Genomic DNA, 17,686 nt, shown 5'->3' on the forward strand with positions numbered 1-17,686 from the left:
GGGGCCTCGGCGCCTTCCGCCTCAGCGCTTCCGTCAGCGCTCGACGTGGGCGGCGAGATTGGCGAGGATCATCGTGCTGCCCTCACGCGCCCGGGCGCACTCCTCGGCGGTCGCGTTGGTCTGGTCGATGGTGACCTCGACGCCGCCCCCGGCCTCCTCGAACGTCACCCCCATGACCTCGTCCGGAGCACCGGGCACCGCCATCGAGAGGACGAGCCGCCGCCCCTCCTCGACCTCCAGGAAGGTCCCGCCGAGCGGGTACCGACCGCCGTCCGGCCCGAGCAGCACGCACTTCCACCGGCCCCCGACCCGTACGTCCAGCTCGGCGCTCCCCTCCTCCGCACCGAACCACGCCTGCCACTCGGCAGCCGTCGTGTACGCCTCCCAGGCGCGGGCGGCCGTGGCGTCCATGACCCGGGAGACGCGGTAGGGGAAGCCGGTGGTGGTGTGCGCGTTCATGCCAGTACCTCTCGCGTACGGTCGGCCCAAGTAGCCGTTCCTGTCGCAGTGTTGACCGGCTTGCGCCCGGAAACTCATCGGCCGGCGGGCAGGATGGTCAGGCGGGGCCGGGGACGCCTCCGCCGACCCCCTCGGCGCACTCCTCCACCACGGCGCGGAGCCGCCGGACGAGGCTCAGGTAACCCGGGCCGGGGTCTCCCCCGCGATGCCGCATGTGCGGCGCGGTCCGCAACCACTCCCGCCACAGACCGTCCAGCGCCGCCGCGCGGTCACGGTCGACGTAGAGCAGCGCGCCCCACACCACCGCCTGGTCGTACCCGAGGTCAGGCCGTCGCAGATACCGCTCCAGGTACGCGGCCAGCAACTCGGCGTCCCGCTCCGCCCCGAAACTGGCCAGCGTCACGGCATACGAGGCCCCGGCACAGCACACCTCACTCTCCCGCAACAAGCCCCCGACCCGCTCCCGGAACTCGGTCCGCCCACCCACAGCCACCAGCCAAGCGGCGGTCCGCCGCTCCCGCCACCCGCCTTCCAGCAGCACCCCGATCTCCTCGGCGGTGACCGCCCTCGCGTCCTCCCGCAGGGCACGCAGGAACCGGCCGTACTCACCCTCCTCCATCCGGAGCAGGGGCCCGCCGAGCTTCAGATATCGCCGCCCGGGCATGACGTAGCGCCGCACGAGGGCATGGAGTTCGGGATCTTCGCGGGGGTCACGCATGGGGACACTGATCATGCCGTCCCGGACACAGCGGCCTTATGTGGCGGCCCAGTTGCACTCCGGGTCAGCCTTCTCGACCGACACCGTTCACAAAGACCTGCCATGCGGCCGAGCTGACGGCGAGGTGGGGCCGGGCGGGGGCTTTGCCGTCGCGGACGGGGACGGTACCGGTGGCTAGCGCGACAGAGGGCGCCCACTCCACGCAATCGCCGCCGTCCTGGCTGCTGTACGAGGACTTGGTCACTCGGGGTCGAACACGGCTGAGCCTCCCAGGAGTTCGGTCACTTCAGCACGAAGGACCTACCCCCGGGAGATCTCGTTCAGCCCTGCGCCTTCAGCGAGCCCACGAAGGCGGACCAGGCGGAACCGCTCACGGTGATGCCGGGGAGCCTCGTGTCCTTGCTGTCACGGATCGGAACAAGGCCAGTGGCTACGGCGTGCCCTCTGGCCCACTCCAGACAGTCTCCGCCGGACCCGTTGCTGTAGGTGGACTTGATCCACTCAGGATCGATCATGGAAACGCCTCCAACGCCTTCTTCAAGAACCGGGCCGTCTCCATGGGAGACAGAGAACGGCCCCATAGCCGATCCCAGTGACGCTCAAGGTGCTGCACGCGCTCCGGCGCCTCCACAAGCGTGCCTGTGGAGATGGCTTCCTCGTACGCGTACGTCTGCCCCTTCGGGGTGGTCATGAGGATCAAGGTGCCGCCGAGAAGTCCGTGGGCTCCAAGACCTGCCGGAACCATGTGGATCTCGCACGTCGGAGTGTCCACCATGCTGAGCACGAACTCCAATTGGGTTCGCATGACTTCGGGCGTCCCGATCTGCCGGGTAAGCACAGTCTCGTCGACCAGCACGGACAACAACGGAGGATCTTCGGAGGAAAGACGAGCCTGCCGTTTCCGACGCAAGATGCCCTGCGTCTCCGACCAGCCTTCATCCCCCGGTCGCCACGCACGAAACAACTCGCGCGCATACTCCTCGGTCTGCAACAAACCCGGTATCACGGTGCCGCCATACGCCTTGATGGCGACCGCCTCACGCTCCAGGTTCGAGCGCAACTTGTACTGCTGTGGCACCGCCTCCACGCACGCCAAGTCGTACATGTCGACGAACAGTTCATTGTCAGTCTCGAAGAACCGGTCGAGCAACGACGGAAGCACCGGCTGCGCCAAGTACTCCCCCCGTTCGATGCGCCCGAGGCTCGCCTTGCTGATCGGCGTGCGGGTGCGGCCCACAAACTCCTCGATGAACGTGTCCATGCTCAGCCCACGCTGCTGACGAGCCTTGCGCAGTTGCAGTCCGAACAACTTGCGACCCGAATCCGGGGTCAGCTCCTTGGGTGTTTGCCCGCCTGGCATATGCCCTCCACGTGCCATGAGCCGACTTCCGAATCGGCACATGTATCCGTCGCCAAGTTATCGAGGAATGGACCAGATTGAGGGGTAGTTGCAGATCCCCTCACCCCCTAGAGGCACCCCATGCCCTACATCGCCTGGCACCCCCGCACCCGGCGCCCCCTGGTCGTCCTGACCCGTTCCGGACCGTGCGCGAAAGTGCGCCTCGTGCACAGCGAGGTTCCCTTCGAGGTGCCCGTCGGGGAGCTTGAGCACTACCCGTGGGCCGCCGATCCGCACGCGCCCCCGGGGTTCGTGGCCGTGCTGCTGGACTCCCCGCAGGCGGTGCGTGAAGGGGACTGGGTGGTGGTCGTGGGGTGTGCGCGGCGGGTGCGGGCGTTGGCCCCGTACTCGGCCGGGAGCCGGTTGCTGGAGCTGGAGGGGTACGGAAAGTGGGTGCTCGCCGCGCCGCGCGTCGCGTACAGGCGGCCGTCGGCCGACGGGCAGGGCCCCTGACCGCGCTGCTCATCGTCACCTCCACCGTTGCCGCCGTCCTCTTCGCCGTGGAAGGAACCCCGTGTGAACCCCTTGAGCCACCCCCCGAACCCGTCGAACCCCCTGAGGACCGTGAACGCCGTGAACGCCGTGAACGCCGTGGGCACACCCGCCCCCGTGAACCCCGCCCTCTTCGACCACCTGGAGTGGAAGGCCGAGCAGATCCTCGGGCAGCTTCGCGCCGGGTACTCGCTCGAACGCCTCAGCGCGGTCTACGAGGTCCCGGAACCGCATCTGCGGGACCGGGTCCCCGAGTGGCGGCGGAAGTACCCGGGGCTGGAGGAGGGGCCCGTGCGGGTCAGCCGTTCCGGACCGTGACGGCGCCGTTGCTGGTGCGGATGTCGAGCGTGAACTTGCCCTTCGGGTCGTCGGGGACGTCGATGGTGCGGCTGCCGTTGGAGGTGTCGGCGGAGACCCGGTAGGCGGCCTCCGGGACGGTGAGGGTGACGGCGCCGTTGGAGGTCTCGGCGCGAATGTCGGCCGGGGTGTCGGAGGCGAGGTCGATCTTGCCGTTGGAGGTGCGGGCCTGGATGCGGTCGGTCTGCAGGGCGGTGCCCTTGACCGGGCCGTTGGTGCTCCGCACCTTGACCGGGCCGGTGACCCCGCGCAGCTCCACGCGGCCGTTGCCCGTGGACACCTCGACCGCCCCGACCCGCGCCAGCCGGATCGCCCCGTTGGCGATCTCCCCGCCGACCGGCACCCCGGCCGGCACGTCGACGGTGTAACTGACCGAGCAGCGGTTGCCGCAGTCGCCGAGGACCAGGACGCCGTCCTCGATCCGGTGGGTGGCGCCCGAGGGCCGCTCGCCCCTGTAGTCGAGTTCCCGGTGCAGCTTGTACGGGGTGGAGGCGCCGTCCTCGACGCCGTTGACCTTGACGCTGCCCGAGTCGTTCTCCAGGCGTACCGAGGTGATCTTGTCCGCGCCGGTGAGCGTGGACTCGTCCTCGTACCGCTCGCCCCGGCCGAGGCCGCAGGAGGTGAGCGCGCCTACGGCGACGACGGAGACCGTGAGCGCGCCGAGAGCGCGGAGGAGTGGACGCATGGAGGTACCCCGTTTCGATATCCGCCGGGCCCTGGCCGGCCCGGCGCAGTCGACGCTATGGCACGCGCGGCCGGGGTCACCATGGGGTAAACCCCCCGGTCCGGTGGGCCATTTGTCCCCACTCCGAAGCGGGCTCCCCGGAATCCCGCGCTCCGGCCACTACCCTCGACCGAGCGACGAGAGGCGGGACGAGCATGCGGCCAGAGACGACCGACAAGGACCGGTTCCTGATCTCCCTGGGCCTGATCGCGGTGAGCCTGCTGTGGCTCACCGTCGCGCGGAACGCCTGGATGACCGGGCTCTGCTGGACCGGCGCGCTGCTGGGCGCGGCCGGCGCCGTCCGCTTCGGGTGGCTGCGCCGGAGGGCGGCGCGGAGCGAGGAAAGCTGACCGGACGCTCCCTGGGGCCCGGCGGCGCGGGCGGACCGAAGGCGGGATCTCCGTACGCCATCCGCAGGAGACGGGGGCGCGTCCGGGCGGTCCGGGACCGGCGGCGGCCGCAGGATCGGCCCATGATGAAGCACCTGACGGCCGCCGCGCTCGCGGCCTGCCTGCTCTCCCTGGCCCCGGCCGCGTCGGCGGCCGTGCCCGCGCCCCCGCCGCACGCGACCGCCGAGGCCGCGCCCACCTTCGCGAAGGCGGCGGACCGGCACACCGCCCAGGAGATCCGCGCCTTCCTCCGCTGGTTCTACGACGGCACCGGCCCCTCCCCGTACCAGCGCGAGCACTGGACCTCCGACTACCTGAAGGCCAAGCAGGCCGAGACCCCCGACCACGACGTGATCCTCTGCGCCCAGAACGAGCCGGTCGCCATCGAGGTCGGCCCGGTCACGGTCGCCCAGTCCGCCGGGTTCGGCTGGGCCACGGTGACGACCTCCTGGGCGGGCGGCGCCCGCCAGACGCTCACCGCGTACGTGGCGCTCGACTCCGACCCGATCGAACTGCACGACGTGGTCTGCGGCTGACCCGCCGTCAGAGTGCCGACGGGAGGCCGGGCGGGGTGAACACTGGGCAGGGCTCCAGGCAGGGTTGCAGGGCTCCCCACCCGCCCTCAGCCCCGCTTGACGTCCCGCCAGGCCGCCGGGAGCGCGCCGGCCACGTCCTGCGCGTCGACCGGGGCGCCGTCGGCCGCGTGGCGGGCGGCCAGGCCGTGCAGGTACGCCCCGGCCGAGGCGGCGTCCCGGGCGGAGAGGCCGGCCGCCAGCAGGGAGCCGACGACGCCGGAGAGGACGTCGCCGGAACCGGCGGTGGCCAGCCACGGCGTCCCGGTGGCGTTGACCCGGACCGGCATCGACTCGTCGGGCGCGGCCACCAGCGTGGTCGAGCCCTTCAGCAGCACCGTCGCCCCGTACTCCAGCGCCAGCCGCCGCACCGAGGCCAGCCGGGCCGCCTCCACGTGCTCCCGCTCGACGCCGAGCAGCCGGGCCGCCTCCCCGGCGTGCGGGGTGAGCAGGGTCGGCGCGGTACGGGCCCGCAGTTGCTCCCGGTCGAGGAAGCGCAGGGCGTCGGCGTCGACGAGCACGGGCACGTCCTGCGCCAGCACGTCGGCGACGCGCCGCCCGGCCTCCTCGTCCTCCCCCAGCCCCGGCCCGACCACCCACGCCTGGACCCGCCCCGCCTCGGACGGCAGCCCGGCGCTGACCAGCGTCTCGGGGTGGCGCGCGACCACCGCCTGGTCCCCGGGGCCCGCGTACCGCACGGCCCCCGCCCCGGTCCGCAGCGCCCCGTGCACGCACAGCACGGCGGCCCCGGGATACCGCGCCGACCCGGCGCAGATCCCCACCACGCCCCGCCGGTACTTGTCGCTCTCCGGCGCCGGACGCGGCAGCAGCGCGGCCACGTCGGCGTGCTGCAACGCCTCGGCCGCCGCCGGTCCCGGCAGGTCGAGGCCGATGTCGATGAGGCGGACCGTGCCCGCGTGCTCCCGGGCCGGGTCGACCAGCAGCCCCGGCTTGTGCGTACCGAAGGTGACGGTGAGGTCGGCGGTGACGGCGGGCCCGTGCACCTCGCCGGTGTCGGCGTCGACCCCGCTCGGCAGATCGACGGCGACGACGGGCACCTGGTCGGCCTCGGCGGCGTGCGCCAGCCGTGCCGCGCCGGTCCGCAGCCCGCCGTGCCCGCCGAGCCCCGTGATCCCGTCCACCACCAGGTCGGCGCGGGTCAGCATCCGCTCGACGTGGTGCCAGTGCGCGGCGTACGCGGGATCGGTCGCCGTCTCCTCCGCCGTCTCGATGATCTCGCCCCCGGCGGCGGCCAGCGCCGCCAGCCCGCCCGCGTGCGCCTTGGCCGGGGCGAGCAGCAGCGCCGTCACCCCGGCCCCGCGCCGCACCAGGCGCGCACCGGCGTACAGGGCGTCGCCGCCGTTGCCCCCGGCACCGATCAGCAGGACGACCCGTGCCCCGTACACCCCGGGACCGCGCCCGGGACGTACGGCGGGTACGGGTCCGCGTCCCGCCAGCAGGGCGGCGCAGGCGGCGGCCAGCCCGGCGGCGGCGCGCTGCATGAGCGCCCCCTCGGGCAGCCGCGCCATCAACTCACTCTCGGCAGCACGGACGGCTTGCACGCTGTGGGCATGTCGCATGGCCTCAACCTTCCGCGATCACCACGGCGGACGCCACTCCCGCGTCGTGACTGAGCGACACATGCCACCCGGTCACCCCCAGCTCCGCCGCCCGCGCCGCCACCGTCCCGCGCACCCGCAACCGGGGCCGCCCGGTGTCCTCGGCGTACACCTCGCAGTCCGTCCAGAGCAGCCCCGCCGGCGCCCCGAGCGCCTTGGCCACCGCCTCCTTGGCGGCGAAACGGGCGGCTAGGGAGGCGGGGCCGCGCCGGTCGCCGCTCGGGGTGACCAGCTCGGCGGGGACGAAAAGCCGGTCGAGGAGAGCCGGGGTGCGCTGAACGGAGGCGGCGAACCGCTCGATCTCGGCCACGTCGATGCCCACGCCGATGATCATGACCGGGCCTCGCCGGGAACGACGCGGACCACCGCTCGACACCTGCCACTCACGCCACTACCGACCTTTCCAGCTCTGCCGGGCGAGGGCGGAACCGCCCCGCACGCGCGGGGACGACGCGTGAGCGCCATGCTAGGCCGGGACGGTGCCGGTGACAGGACCGGCCCACCCCGGCCACGGAGGTGGCAGGCCGCGCCGCGCCTCAGCCGCGCGCCAGCAGCTCCAGCGAGTCGATCACCCGGTTCGAGAAGCCCCACTCGTTGTCGTACCAGGCGACGACCTTCACGTGGCGCCCGTCCACGCGGGTCAGCGCCGAGTCGAAGATGGACGAGGCCGGGTTGCCGGTGATGTCGGACGAGACCAGCGGGTCCTCCGAGTACTCCAGGACGCCGGCCAGCGGACCCTCCGCCGCCTTGCGGTAGGCGGCGAGCACGTCCTCGCGGGTGACGTCGCGGGCGACCGTGGTGTTCAGCTCGACGATCGAGCCGACCGGGACCGGGACGCGGATCGAGTCGCCGGAGAGCTTGCCGTCGAGGCCCGGGAGGACCAGGCCGATCGCCTTGGCGGCGCCGGTGGTGGTGGGGACGATGTTGACGCCGGCGGCGCGGGCGCGGCGGGGGTCGCGGTGCGGGCCGTCCTGGAGGTTCTGCTCCTGGGTGTAGGCGTGCACCGTGGTCATGAACCCGTGCTCGATCCCGGCGAGTTCGTCGAGTACGGCGGCGAGCGGGGCCAGCGCGTTGGTGGTGCAGGAGGCGTTGGAAACGACGGTGTGCACGGCCGGGTCGTACGCCTCGGTGTTGACGCCGTAGGCGAGGGTGACGTCGGCACCGTCCGAGGGGGCGCTGACCAGGACCTTGCGCGCGCCCGCGTCGAGGTGGGCGCGGGCGGCCTTGGCCGAGGTGAAGCGGCCGGTGGCCTCCAGGACCAGGTCGACGTCCAGCTCGGCCCAGGGCAGCTGCGCCGGGTCGCGCTCGGCCAGCACCTTGATGCGGTGGCCGTCGACCACGAGCGTGTCGCCGTCGGCGGTGACCGGGCGGCCGAGCCGGCCGGAGGTCGAGTCGAAGGCGAGCAGCCGGGCGAGCGCGGTGGGCTCGGTGAGGTCGTTGACGGCGACGACCTCCAGGGTGGTGTCGCGCTCCAGCAGCGCGCGCAGCACGTTGCGTCCGATGCGGCCGAAGCCGTTGATGGCGATGCGAGTGGTCATGAGGGTGCTCTCCCTTGTGCTTCTGTCCCGTCCCACCAGCGTCGTTCTCCGGCCGCGCCGCCGACAGTGGCGGGATCGCCATGGTTCGCGAGGATCTCGCCAGGCGGACGGGGCACGGGCCCGCTCCGTGCCAGGATGCGGGTATGCCTGATGCCGCCGTCTCCCCCGACGTGTCCCTGGCGTACGAGTGCTTCGGCGACCCGGAAGACCCGCCCGTCCTCCTCGTGATGGGTTTCGGCGCGCAGCTGCTGGCCTGGCACGAGGACTTCTGCCGGGCGCTGGCGGACCGGGGGCGGTACGTGATCCGCTACGACAACCGCGACTGCGGCCTGTCCACCAAGTTCGACGAGCACCCCGTCGACATGGGCGAGTTCATCGCCGCCGTCAGCTCGGGCGACCTTCCCGCCGCCCTGGCGATGGTCCCCTACCGGCTTCGCGACATGGCCGACGACGGACTCGGCCTGCTCACCGCGCTCGGTATCGAACGCGCTCACGTGGTCGGCACCTCGATGGGCGGGATGATCGCCCAGACGATGGCCATCGCCTCCCCGGAGCGGGTGCTGACCCTGACGTCGATGATGTCCTCCACCGGCGAGAGCGAGTACGGCGGGTCCAGTCCCGAGGCGCAGGAGGTGCTGTTCACCCCGAAGCCGCCGGACCGCGAGGGCTACGTCAGGGCGGCCGAGCGGGAACTGGTGTGGGCCTCCAGGCGCTACGGCGACGCCGCGGCGCTCCGTGAACTGGCCGCGGCGAGCCATGACCGGTCGTACCACCCCGCCGGGATCGGCCGGCAGCTCGGCGCGATGATCCTCAGCGGTTCCCGCGCGAAGGCCCTCCGTGAACTGCGGGTGCCGACGCTGGTGATCCACGGCCTGGACGACACGCTGATCGACCCCAGCGGCGGCAGGCGCACCGCGGAGCTGGTCCCCGGCTCGGAACTCCTGCTGATCCCCGACATGGGCCACGACCGCCCCCGCGAGCTGTGGCCGGTACTCGTCGACGCGCTGGTGTCCCACACCGGCCGCACGGGGCCCGCGTAGCCGGCGCCCCGCTACTCACCCCGCGTGAAGGTCCGCCGGTACTCGCTCGGGGTCGTGCCGAGGATGCGCTGGAAGTGGAGGCGCAGGTTGGCGCCGGTGCCGAGGCCGACGTCGGCGGCGATCTGCTCGACGCCGCGCTCGGACCGTTCGAGGAGTTCGCGGGCGAGGTCGAGGCGGGCGCGCATGACCCACTGCATCGGCGTGTAGCCGGTCTCCTCGACGAAGCGCCGGGAGAACGTACGCGCCGAGACCCCGGCCTGGCGTGCCAGCAGGTCGAGGGTGAGGGGCTCGCCGAGCCGGTACAGCGCCCACTCCCGCGTGTCGGCGAACCGCTCCCCCAGCGGCTCGGGCACGCTGCGCGGCACGTACTGCGCCTGCCCGCCGCTGCGGTACGGCGCGGCCACCAGCCGCCGGGCCGCGTGGTTGGAGGCGGCCACGCCGAGGTCCCCGCGCAGGATGTGCAGGCAGAGGTCGATGCCGGAGGCGGCCCCGGCCGAGGTCAGCACGGTCCCCTCGTCCACGAAGAGCACGTTCTCGTCGACCTGGACCAGCGGGTACCGGGCCGCGAGCGCCCGCGTGTAGTGCCAGTGCGTCGTCGCCCGCCGCCCGTCGAGCAGCCCCGTCGCGGCGAGCGCGAAGGCCCCCGTCGAGATGGCGGCGAGCCGCGCCCCGCGCTCGTGCGCGCCGACCAGCGCCGCCACGACGGCCGGCGGCGGGTCCTCCCGGTCCGGGTGCCGGTACCCGGGCACGAAGACGATGTCCGCCCAGCCGAGCGCGGAGAGCCCGTGCCCCACGTGATACGCCAGCCCGTCACCCCCGGCCACCAGCCCCGGCGCGGCCCCGCACACCCGCACCTCGTACGGCATGCTCGCCCGCGTCGTGAACACCTGCGCCGGAATCCCGACGTCGAGCGGCTTGGCCCCTTCGAGCACGAGGACGGCTACGCGGTGGAGGGGGGATGCGGGCACGGAACGAGGCTACGCGGACACGCCGCCACCCCGTCCACGGAGCATGCCGTCCGTGGCCCGGGGCTCCGGGATCAGCCTCCTGCCGTCACGGTGCCGCCCGCCGGTAGTGGACGCGGATCTCCGGGTAGAGCAACGACTTGTCCTTGATGAGGAACTCGTTGGTCCCGGTGGCGCCCAGCCTGGCCGGGTTCTTCTTCAGGCCGGGACTGACCAGGGACGTCCGGCCGTCCTTCAGGGTCTTGTGGTCCTCCGCCCGCCTGTTCTGCCCGAGGTGCGCGAACTCCGGCGACCCGATGAGGCCGCGCATCAGCATCAGCTGGCGGGGCGGGTGCGTGGCGTCCACGCACTCGGGGTCCTCGCACTGGGGGCAGGCGAAGTACGTCTGCGCCTTGGAGGCGTTGTCGGCGACGTAGGTGCCCTGGCCCAGCACGCCGTACCGGGGCTTGTCCGCGGTCCCCTTGTTCGTGCCCATCTCGGGCGCCGGTCCGCCCTTGTCGATCAGGTCCATGATGTGGGTCCCGGTGCCGTGCCAGAAGAACGCCTCCCCGGCGCCCTGGGGCACGCTCGGGGGCAGCTGGTCGGGGCGCTGGTAGCCCGGCTGGACCGAGGTCGACGCCGCACCGCCCAGGTCGGGCCGGCTCCCGGTGGCCCAGGGGATGCGGTCGCTGCGGTCCCGGCCCGAGGCCTCCAGCCCCTGCTTGCCGTGCGTGATCATCGACTGGTGGAACATCTGCCGATTGGTCGTGTACTTCTGCCACAGCGTGGGGTTGGCGCAGACGACGATCTCCACGATGTCCATGCGGGCGCTGCTGGGCGGCGGCGGGCCGCCGGGCTTGCCCTCCTGGAGCCGGCGGGTGTGGGACGTGCGCTGCTCGTCGGTGATCGCCGGGTCGGCGAGACGTGACTGGGACGCCGCCATCCGGGTGGCCTCGCCCTTCGGCGCGGTGACGGGCGCGCGTTCCTGCGAGAGCCGGGCGTAGTCCTCGATGGCGTTCCACACGCGGTGCCCCCGGGGCAGGGTGGCGGTGTGGTACCCCTGGCCGCTGTCGGCCCACTGGAGGTCGTTCCAGTAGTCCGGGATCTCCCTGCCGAGCGCGGCGTTGAGGTCCGGCGGCAGCCCGATCTGCGGCTGCGGCGCGGTCTGGGGAGCGGCGTTGGCCGGTGCTCGCTGGACGTGTTCGGCAGGGGCCCCGGCGGCGCGCTGCACGCCGCCTCCCGTGGCGGAGCCGGGCAGGGCCAGGTCGGGGCTCTCCCCCCGCGCCATTCGCCGGCCGTTCTCCGTGGCCTTGACCTCGAAGGGGTCACCCGGGCTGGAGACCTTCGTCCCGGTTCCGTCGTCGGTACCGGCGACCTTGCCCATCGCCTGCTGCCAGACGTGCCCGGCCTCGTGGTACAGCGTCTCGTCGTCGAGGCTCGACCGTCCGCTGACGATGTGCGAGCCGGTGGTGTACGCCAGGGCGCCGTGATCGGCCGCCGATCGCTGGGCGACGGGATTGTCGTGGAGACGGACGTGGCCGAACTTCATCGGGTACTCCTGCTCCATGCGCTCCACGATGCGCGAGGGCAGCGGCTTGCCGGGGCTCGCGATCGCGTCCCCCGGCGACACCCGGCGCTGCACGGTCGTCTCCCCGTGACCGCATCCGGGCCCGTGCTCGTGCAGCTCGGAGTCGGCGCTGCGCTGCACCGAGGTGTCGGCGTGTCCGCAGCCGGGGCCGTGCTGGTGCCGGGCCTCGTCGATCGCCCGCGAGACGGCCGCGTTGCCGGCCAGCCGTTGGAGCGAGAGGACGCGCGCCTCCCGCTCGGACACCTGAGAGGACCGGGGCCGGTGGCGGGCCGGCTCGCTCCCGCGCTCTTTCGCCTTACCGCTGTCCTCCGCGCGCACGAGCGTCCCCTCGGTGGTGGTTACAGGCCAGTCCGGCATCTTCCTCCGGCCCGTCCGGGCCCGGTAGGCGCACAAGGGCACCCTTGAGGGCAGAGAGACCGTTGCGCCACGAGGGCGGCCCCTCGACCGGCTCGGCGAAGGCGGGCGTCAGGCCGTGCGGCGGACGGCAAGGAGGGTGGCGTCGTCCGTCAGGTGGCCCGCGGTGTGGTCGGCCAGGTCGCCGACGAGCCGGTCGAGCAGTGCGTCGGGGGCCGTCGTCCGCCGCCCGGCGTCCGACGCCAGGAGGTCGCGGGCCCAGGCGGCGAGGGGGAAGAACTCGCCCTGGTGGTCGCGGGCCTCGGTGACGCCGTCGGTGACCAGCAGGACCGTCTCCCCCGGCGCCAGCGGGACGCGGCTGATCCGGGCCGGCCCGCTGCCGGTGAGTTCGGCCAGACCGAGCGGCGGGTTCTGCCCCTCGGGCAGGTGCCGTACTCCGCCGGGGCCGAGGACGAGAGGCCCCTCGTGGCCGAAGTTGACGACCTCGGCGTGGCTGCCGTCGCCGAGGAAGCCGATGACGACGGCGGTGACGAACCGCGGCTCGTGGCCCGGGTCGACGGCGGTGAGCAGCGCGTTGTGGCGGCGCAGGCCGTCCTCCACGCGGGCGGCGACCACGGCCATGTCCCGCTCGTGGTAGCCGGCCTCGCGGAACGCCCCGACCACGGCCCCGGCCGTCGACAGGGAGGCCACCCCTTTCCCCTGGACGTCGCCGAGGACGATCCGCGCCCCGTGCGGGGTGGTCAGCACGTCGTAGAAGTCGCCGCCCATCCGGGCCTCGGTGTCGGCGGGCAGGTACGAGGTGGCCGACTCCACCCCTCCCCAGCCGCGCGGGATGGGCCGCACCACCACCTCCCGGGCGGCGAGCACCGCGGTCTGCAGCCGGACGACGTAGTCCCGGGTACGGGAGCGCAGCACGGCCACCAGGACCGCCAGGAGGACCACGCACACGTCCAGCAGGAAGCCCTCCACCCGGAGGTTGGGCCCCGGCGCCACCACCGTGAACAGCCGGTTCAGCAGCAGCGCGAGCACGCCGAAGAGGGCGGTCACCCGGGGCGAACACAGGGCCGCCGCCAGCAGGGGCACCATCAGCAGCCAGTTCTCGACGTCGTCCGAGCGCCGCAGCCAGCACCCCACCACCCCCACCACCACGAAGAACACGGCGGGCACCACCCAGCCCCACCGCTCCGCCCGCAACAGCCACGGCCCCCGCACCCCGTCCGAGGACCGCCGCACCGCCCTGGCCGCCCGCGCCTCGCCGGCAGAAGATCCCTCGTCCATGCCCCGCAGTGTGACCACCCGGCGCGCCCGCTTCCCGCAGCCACGCCACGACTCGGTGGCAGGGGCATCCAGTCGCGGCCACCGCCCGCCCACGCCCGCTCAGGCGGCGGCCGCCCCCGCTCCGTCCCTCACTCCACCGTCACCGACTTCGCCAGGTTCCTCGGCTGGTCCACGTCGTTCCCCCGGGCCGTCGCCAGCTCGCAGGCGAACACCTGCAACGGCACCGCCGCCACCAGGGGCTGGATCAGCGGCGGTACGGCCGGGAGCCGGATCAGGTGGTCGGCGTAGGGGGCCACGGCCTCGTCGCCCTCCTCGGCGAGCACGATGGTGCGGGCGCCCCGGGCGCGGATCTCCTGGATGTTGGAGACGATCTTGCCGTGCAGGAGGGCGGCGGTGACCGGGGACGGGACGACGACGATGACCGGGAGGTCGGGTTCGATGAGGGCGATCGGGCCGTGCTTCAGTTCCCCGGCGGCGAAGCCCTCGGCATGGAAGTAGGCCAGTTCCTTGAGCTTGAGCGCGCCTTCGAGGGCGACCGGGTGTCCGGAGTGGCGGCCGAGGAAGAGCACCGTCTCCTTGTGGGCGAGGCCGCGGGCCAGTTCGCGTACGGGCTCCATCGTGGCGAGGACGGCGGCGACGTCCTCGGGGGCGCGGCTCAGCGCCCGGGCGGCCTCGCGGAGTTCCTCGGAGGGGCCGCGCCGCACCTCGCCCAGGTGGAGGGCGAGGAGGAGGCAGGCGACGAGCTGGGTGAGGAACGCCTTGGTGGAGGCGACGGCGACCTCCGGCCCCGCGTGGGTGTAGAGGACGGCGTCGGACTCGCGCGGGATCGTCGAGCCGTTGGTGTTGCAGACGGCGAGGACGGTGGCGCCCTGTTCGCGGGCGTGGCGCAGGGCCATCAGGGTGTCGGCGGTCTCCCCGGACTGGGAGACGGCGACGACCAGGGTGCGCGGGCCGACGATCGGGTCCCGGTAGCGGAACTCGCTGGCCAGCTCGACCTCGCAGGGCAGCTGGGCCCAGCGTTCGACGGCGAGGCGGGCGACGAGGCCGGCGTGGTGGGCGGTGCCGCAGGCGATGACGACGACCTTCTCGGCCTCGCGCAGGACGGCCGGGTCCAGGCCCAGTTCCGCGCCGAGGGTGAGGGTGCCGAGGGCCGGGTCGAGGCGGCCGAGGAGGGTGTCGGCGACGGCCTTGGGCTGCTCGGCGATCTCCTTGAGCATGAAGGAGTCGTAGCCGTCCTTCTCGGCGGCGGAGGCGTCCCAGTCGACGCGGTAGGTGCGGGCGTCGGCCGGTGACCCGTCGAAGCCGGTGACGACGGCCCGGTCCGGGTGGACCTCGACCACCTGGTCCTGGCCCAGTTCCATGGCGGTGCGGGTGTGGTCGATGAAGGCGGAGACGTCGGAGGCGAGGAACGCCTCGCCCTCGCCGCAGCCGACGACCAGCGGCGAGTTCCGGCGCGCCCCCACGATCACGTCCGGCACGTCCGCGTGCAGCGCGACCAGCGTGAACGCGCCCTCCAGCCGGCGGCAGACGGCGCGCAGCGCCCCCGCGAGGCGGGGCCCGCCCTCCTGGCCCGTGCCCTCCAGCGCCGCGTACTCCTCGGCGAGCAGGTGGGCGGCGACCTCGCTGTCGGTCTGCGAGCGGACGTCGGCGCCCCGGGCGGCCAGTTCCTCGCGGAGGGCGGCGAAGTTCTCGATGATGCCGTTGTGGACGACGGCGCAGCGGCCGCTCGCGTCGAGGTGCGGGTGGGCGTTGGTGTCGGTGGGCCCGCCGTGGGTGGCCCACCGGGTGTGGCCGATGCCGGTGGCGCCGCCGTGCCCGTCACCGGTGGCGTCGGAGCCGGGCAGCGGGTCGTCGACCAGCGCCTTCTCCAGCTGCGAGAGCTTGCCGGCCTTCTTGACGCAGGCGACCTGGTCCCCGGCGAGGACGGCGACGCCCGCCGAGTCGTACCCCCGGTACTCCAGCCGCCGCAGCCCGGCGAGTACGACGTCGAGCGCCGACTGCGCCCCGACATAGCCCACGATCCCGCACATTCGCGCACCCTTTCGCCCACGCCGCGGGCCGCCCGTACGGCGACCCGGTTCGCATGTTCGCAGAGTGACCGCTCTTATACGATGAGCGACCGTTTGTGCGCGCGGCGCGCCCGCCACCCCGCATCGGGGCAACTTCCGTACTGGTCAGACCGGTTCGAGCGGGCGGTGCTCGCCGGCGGGCAGTTCCACGCCGACCGGATCGCCCGGACGGAGGGTGCCGCCGGTGCGGACGACGCCCATGATCCCGGCCCTGCGGACGACCGAGCCGTCCGGGGCGCGGCCGACGACACGCCGGAGCAGGCCCTCCTGGAAGGCGTCGATCTGGAGGCAGGGGTTGCGCAGCCCGGTGACCTCCACGACCGCCTCGGGACCGAGCCGCAGCAGGGCGCCGGTGGGCAGGGCGAGGAGGTCGACGCCGTACGTGGTGACGTTCTCGCCCAGCTCGCCGGGGGCGACCGGGTGGCCGGCGGCGGCCAGCTCGGCGAGGAGTTCGCCGGCGAGAAGGTGGACCTGCCGCAGGTTGGGCTGCGACGGGTCCCGGGCCACGCGGGAGCGGTGCTGGACGGTGACGCCCGCGTGCGCGTCCCCCGCCACGCCCAGCCCGGCCAGCAGGGTGATGCCCGCCCGGTTCGGCTTGCTGAAGCGGTGGGTGCCGTCGCTGCTCACCGCGGTGATCCGGCCCGTGGCCCCGTCGCGCACGCTCATGCCCCGTCCCCTTCCCGTCCCGCACTCACCCGACCCGGTCGAGCGCGTCCGCCACCAGGTCGAGGTACTCGGCCTCCTCCGCGTACGGCTTGCTGCCGTCGCGGTAGAGCGCCACCGCGTCCTCCAGGTACTCCCCGAAGTCCTCGTCGGGCAGCTCCCGCGCCAGCTCCGCCACCACCGCCGAGCGGGCGAGGAGCGCCCGGTCCCGGCGCGCCTGCGCCCCGCCCCGCCACCGGCGCCAGGCCGCCAGCGGCCCCCGCCGCCCGGCGGGAGCAGCCTCGGCGCGCTCCACGGCGAACCAGAACACACCGCCCGCCCCGTACGCCCCGCCGACGGCTCCCGTGCTCATCGCGTGCCCCATTCCGTCCCCCTTCGGTCGTCCCGTCCGTTCGGCCACGTGACCGAACCCACCCCCCACGGCGTTCACACAGCCGCAACAATGAGGGGGTGATCACTCCCGAGTCCCGGAGCGCCCACCGCAAGCCGGAGGCGACTCCCTACGTGGACCTCACCCGCGAGCAGTGGAGCGCTCTTCGTGAGAAGACTCCGCTGCCTCTGACAGCCGACGAGGTCGAAAAGTTGCGCGGCCTCGGGGACGTGATCGACCTCGACGAGGTCCGGGACATCTACCTGCCGCTCTCACGCCTGCTCAACCTCTACGTGGGCGCCACCGACGGCCTGCGCTCGGCGCTCAACACCTTCCTCGGCGAGAAGGGCGAGCAGTCCGGCACCCCGTTCGTGATCGGCGTCGCGGGCAGCGTCGCCGTCGGCAAGTCCACGGTGGCCCGTCTGCTCCAGGCGCTCCTCGCCCGCTGGCCCGAGCACCCCCGGGTGGAGCTGGTCACCACCGACGGCTTCCTGCTCCCCATGGCCGAGCTGCGCGCCCGCGGCCTCACCGCCCGCAAGGGCTTCCCGGAGTCGTACGACCGGCGCGCGCTGACCCGCTTCGTCGCCGACATCAAGGCCGGCAAGGACCAGGTGACCGCGCCGGTCTACTCGCACCTGGTCTACGACATCGTCCCGGACCGCCGCCTGACCGTGAACCGGCCCGACATCCTCATCGTCGAGGGGCTCAACGTCCTCCAGCCCGCCCTGCCCGGCAAGGACGGCCGCACCCGGGTCGGCCTCGCCGACCACTTCGACTTCAGCGTCTACGTCGACGCGCGCCCCGAGGACATCGAGCGCTGGTACCTCAACCGCTTCCGCAAGCTGCGCGCCACCGCCTTCCAGGACCCCTCCTCCTACTTCCGCCGCTACACCCAGGTCAGCGAGGAGGAGGCGCTCGACTACGCGCGCTCCACCTGGCGCACCATCAACCTGCCGAACCTGGTGGAGAACGTCGCCCCCACCCGGGGCCGCGCCAACCTGGTCATAAGGAAGGGCCCGGACCACAAGGTCCGCAAGCTGAGCCTGCGGAAGCTGTAGGCCACCGGAGACACGGAACGTCCCGTCGCCGGGACCCGGCGACGGGACGTCCACG

Annotated in this window: 21 protein-coding genes; 6 read left to right on the top strand and 15 right to left on the bottom strand. The window is 73.3% G+C overall.

Features of this window, described 5'->3' with window-relative positions; all coding sequences use genetic code 11:
• Window positions 1–33: 33 nt before the first annotated feature.
• The 5 genes from IF45_RS0101340 to IF45_RS0101355 form a co-directional block, all read right to left on the bottom strand.
• On the bottom strand, window positions 34–459 hold the full coding sequence (locus IF45_RS0101340) for an SRPBCC family protein (RefSeq protein WP_015507727.1): 426 nt from the start codon (window positions 457–459) through the stop codon (window positions 34–36).
• A gap of 97 nt (window positions 460–556) precedes the next feature.
• On the bottom strand, window positions 557–1,177 hold the full coding sequence (locus IF45_RS0101345) for a DUF6000 family protein (protein WP_030304959.1): 621 nt from the start codon (window positions 1,175–1,177) through the stop codon (window positions 557–559).
• Window positions 1,178–1,241: 64 nt separating this feature from the next.
• Window positions 1,242–1,421, bottom strand: coding sequence for a DUF397 domain-containing protein (locus tag IF45_RS32060; protein WP_078485275.1), 180 nt, complete (start codon window positions 1,419–1,421; stop codon window positions 1,242–1,244).
• 76 nt (window positions 1,422–1,497) lie between these two features.
• On the bottom strand, window positions 1,498–1,692 hold the full coding sequence (locus IF45_RS0101350; RefSeq protein WP_003948593.1) for a DUF397 domain-containing protein: 195 nt from the start codon (window positions 1,690–1,692) through the stop codon (window positions 1,498–1,500).
• Window positions 1,689–2,438, bottom strand: a complete 750-nt coding sequence (locus IF45_RS0101355; protein ID WP_226660293.1) for a DUF5753 domain-containing protein — start codon at window positions 2,436–2,438, stop codon at window positions 1,689–1,691. Before IF45_RS0101355 ends, IF45_RS0101350 begins: the two co-directional genes overlap by 4 nt.
• A 219-nt stretch (window positions 2,439–2,657) precedes the next feature.
• Here IF45_RS0101355 and IF45_RS0101360 point away from each other — a divergent pair, with 219 nt between their 5' ends.
• Together IF45_RS0101360 and IF45_RS0101365 are read left to right on the top strand one after the other, a co-directional pair.
• Window positions 2,658–3,029: a hypothetical protein gene (locus tag IF45_RS0101360; protein ID WP_003948595.1), complete on the top strand. Its 372-nt coding sequence runs from the start codon at window positions 2,658–2,660 to the stop codon at window positions 3,027–3,029.
• Between the two features lie 63 nt (window positions 3,030–3,092).
• The gene (locus tag IF45_RS0101365; RefSeq protein ID WP_003948596.1) at window positions 3,093–3,386 is read left to right on the top strand and encodes a hypothetical protein; all 294 of its coding nucleotides are present in this window, start codon (window positions 3,093–3,095) and stop codon (window positions 3,384–3,386) included.
• Here the strand turns inward: IF45_RS0101365 and IF45_RS0101370 are convergent.
• Complete coding sequence (locus IF45_RS0101370) at window positions 3,367–4,110, bottom strand: DUF4097 family beta strand repeat-containing protein (protein WP_003948598.1); 744 nt, start codon at window positions 4,108–4,110, stop codon at window positions 3,367–3,369. The two genes, IF45_RS0101365 and IF45_RS0101370, sit on opposite strands and share 20 nt — an antisense overlap.
• Before the next feature lie 194 nt (window positions 4,111–4,304).
• Between IF45_RS0101370 and IF45_RS0101375 the strand changes: the two genes are divergently transcribed.
• Entirely contained in the window at window positions 4,305–4,499 is a 195-nt protein-coding gene (locus tag IF45_RS0101375; protein WP_008407279.1) for a hypothetical protein, read from the top strand.
• 122 nt (window positions 4,500–4,621) lie between these two features.
• Entirely contained in the window at window positions 4,622–5,074 is a 453-nt protein-coding gene (locus IF45_RS0101380; RefSeq protein WP_008407277.1) for a hypothetical protein, read from the top strand.
• 86 nt (window positions 5,075–5,160) lie between these two features.
• Here the strand turns inward: IF45_RS0101380 and IF45_RS0101385 are convergent, their stop codons facing one another.
• The 3 genes from IF45_RS0101385 to gap all read right to left on the bottom strand — a co-directional run bounded on the left by IF45_RS0101385 (window position 5,161) and on the right by gap (window position 8,267).
• Window positions 5,161–6,690, bottom strand: coding sequence for a bifunctional ADP-dependent NAD(P)H-hydrate dehydratase/NAD(P)H-hydrate epimerase (locus IF45_RS0101385; RefSeq protein WP_030304962.1), 1,530 nt, complete (start codon window positions 6,688–6,690; stop codon window positions 5,161–5,163).
• Between the two features lie 4 nt (window positions 6,691–6,694).
• A complete protein-coding gene (locus tag IF45_RS0101390) occupies window positions 6,695–7,063 on the bottom strand; it encodes a holo-ACP synthase (protein WP_003948600.1) in 369 nt (122 codons plus the stop codon).
• 202 nt (window positions 7,064–7,265) lie between these two features.
• Window positions 7,266–8,267, bottom strand: a complete 1,002-nt coding sequence (gene gap / locus IF45_RS0101395; RefSeq protein ID WP_030304963.1) for a type I glyceraldehyde-3-phosphate dehydrogenase — start codon at window positions 8,265–8,267, stop codon at window positions 7,266–7,268.
• Between the two features lie 143 nt (window positions 8,268–8,410).
• Here gap and IF45_RS0101400 point away from each other — a divergent pair, with 143 nt between their 5' ends.
• Window positions 8,411–9,307: an alpha/beta fold hydrolase gene (locus IF45_RS0101400; protein WP_030304965.1), complete on the top strand. Its 897-nt coding sequence runs from the start codon at window positions 8,411–8,413 to the stop codon at window positions 9,305–9,307.
• A gap of 11 nt (window positions 9,308–9,318) precedes the next feature.
• Here IF45_RS0101400 and IF45_RS0101405 read toward each other — a convergent pair whose 3' ends face one another.
• The 6 genes from IF45_RS0101405 to IF45_RS0101430 all read right to left on the bottom strand — a co-directional run bounded on the left by IF45_RS0101405 (window position 9,319) and on the right by IF45_RS0101430 (window position 16,555).
• Window positions 9,319–10,275, bottom strand: coding sequence for a GlxA family transcriptional regulator (locus tag IF45_RS0101405; protein ID WP_003948603.1), 957 nt, complete (start codon window positions 10,273–10,275; stop codon window positions 9,319–9,321).
• An 85-nt stretch (window positions 10,276–10,360) separates the two neighbouring features.
• Window positions 10,361–12,082, bottom strand: a complete 1,722-nt coding sequence (locus tag IF45_RS0101410; RefSeq protein WP_174905198.1) for an eCIS core domain-containing protein — start codon at window positions 12,080–12,082, stop codon at window positions 10,361–10,363.
• A 222-nt stretch (window positions 12,083–12,304) separates the two neighbouring features.
• Window positions 12,305–13,471, bottom strand: a complete 1,167-nt coding sequence (locus IF45_RS0101415; RefSeq protein ID WP_242536808.1) for a PP2C family protein-serine/threonine phosphatase — start codon at window positions 13,469–13,471, stop codon at window positions 12,305–12,307.
• 128 nt (window positions 13,472–13,599) lie between these two features.
• Window positions 13,600–15,501 (bottom strand): glutamine--fructose-6-phosphate transaminase (isomerizing), encoded by a 1,902-nt coding sequence (gene glmS, locus IF45_RS0101420; protein WP_008407263.1) that lies wholly within the window; start codon window positions 15,499–15,501, stop codon window positions 13,600–13,602.
• A gap of 144 nt (window positions 15,502–15,645) precedes the next feature.
• Entirely contained in the window at window positions 15,646–16,206 is a 561-nt protein-coding gene (locus tag IF45_RS0101425; RefSeq protein ID WP_030304975.1) for an MOSC domain-containing protein, read from the bottom strand.
• A gap of 25 nt (window positions 16,207–16,231) precedes the next feature.
• On the bottom strand, window positions 16,232–16,555 hold the full coding sequence (locus IF45_RS0101430; protein ID WP_018468506.1) for a hypothetical protein: 324 nt from the start codon (window positions 16,553–16,555) through the stop codon (window positions 16,232–16,234).
• A 98-nt stretch (window positions 16,556–16,653) separates the two neighbouring features.
• Here IF45_RS0101430 and coaA point away from each other — a divergent pair, with 98 nt between their 5' ends.
• Window positions 16,654–17,631, top strand: coding sequence for a type I pantothenate kinase (coaA, locus tag IF45_RS0101435; protein ID WP_003948609.1), 978 nt, complete (start codon window positions 16,654–16,656; stop codon window positions 17,629–17,631).
• Window positions 17,632–17,686 lie beyond the last annotated feature (55 nt).

This window comes from Streptomyces albidoflavus (genome assembly GCF_000719955.1).
Lineage (GTDB): Bacteria > Actinomycetota > Actinomycetes > Streptomycetales > Streptomycetaceae > Streptomyces > Streptomyces albidoflavus.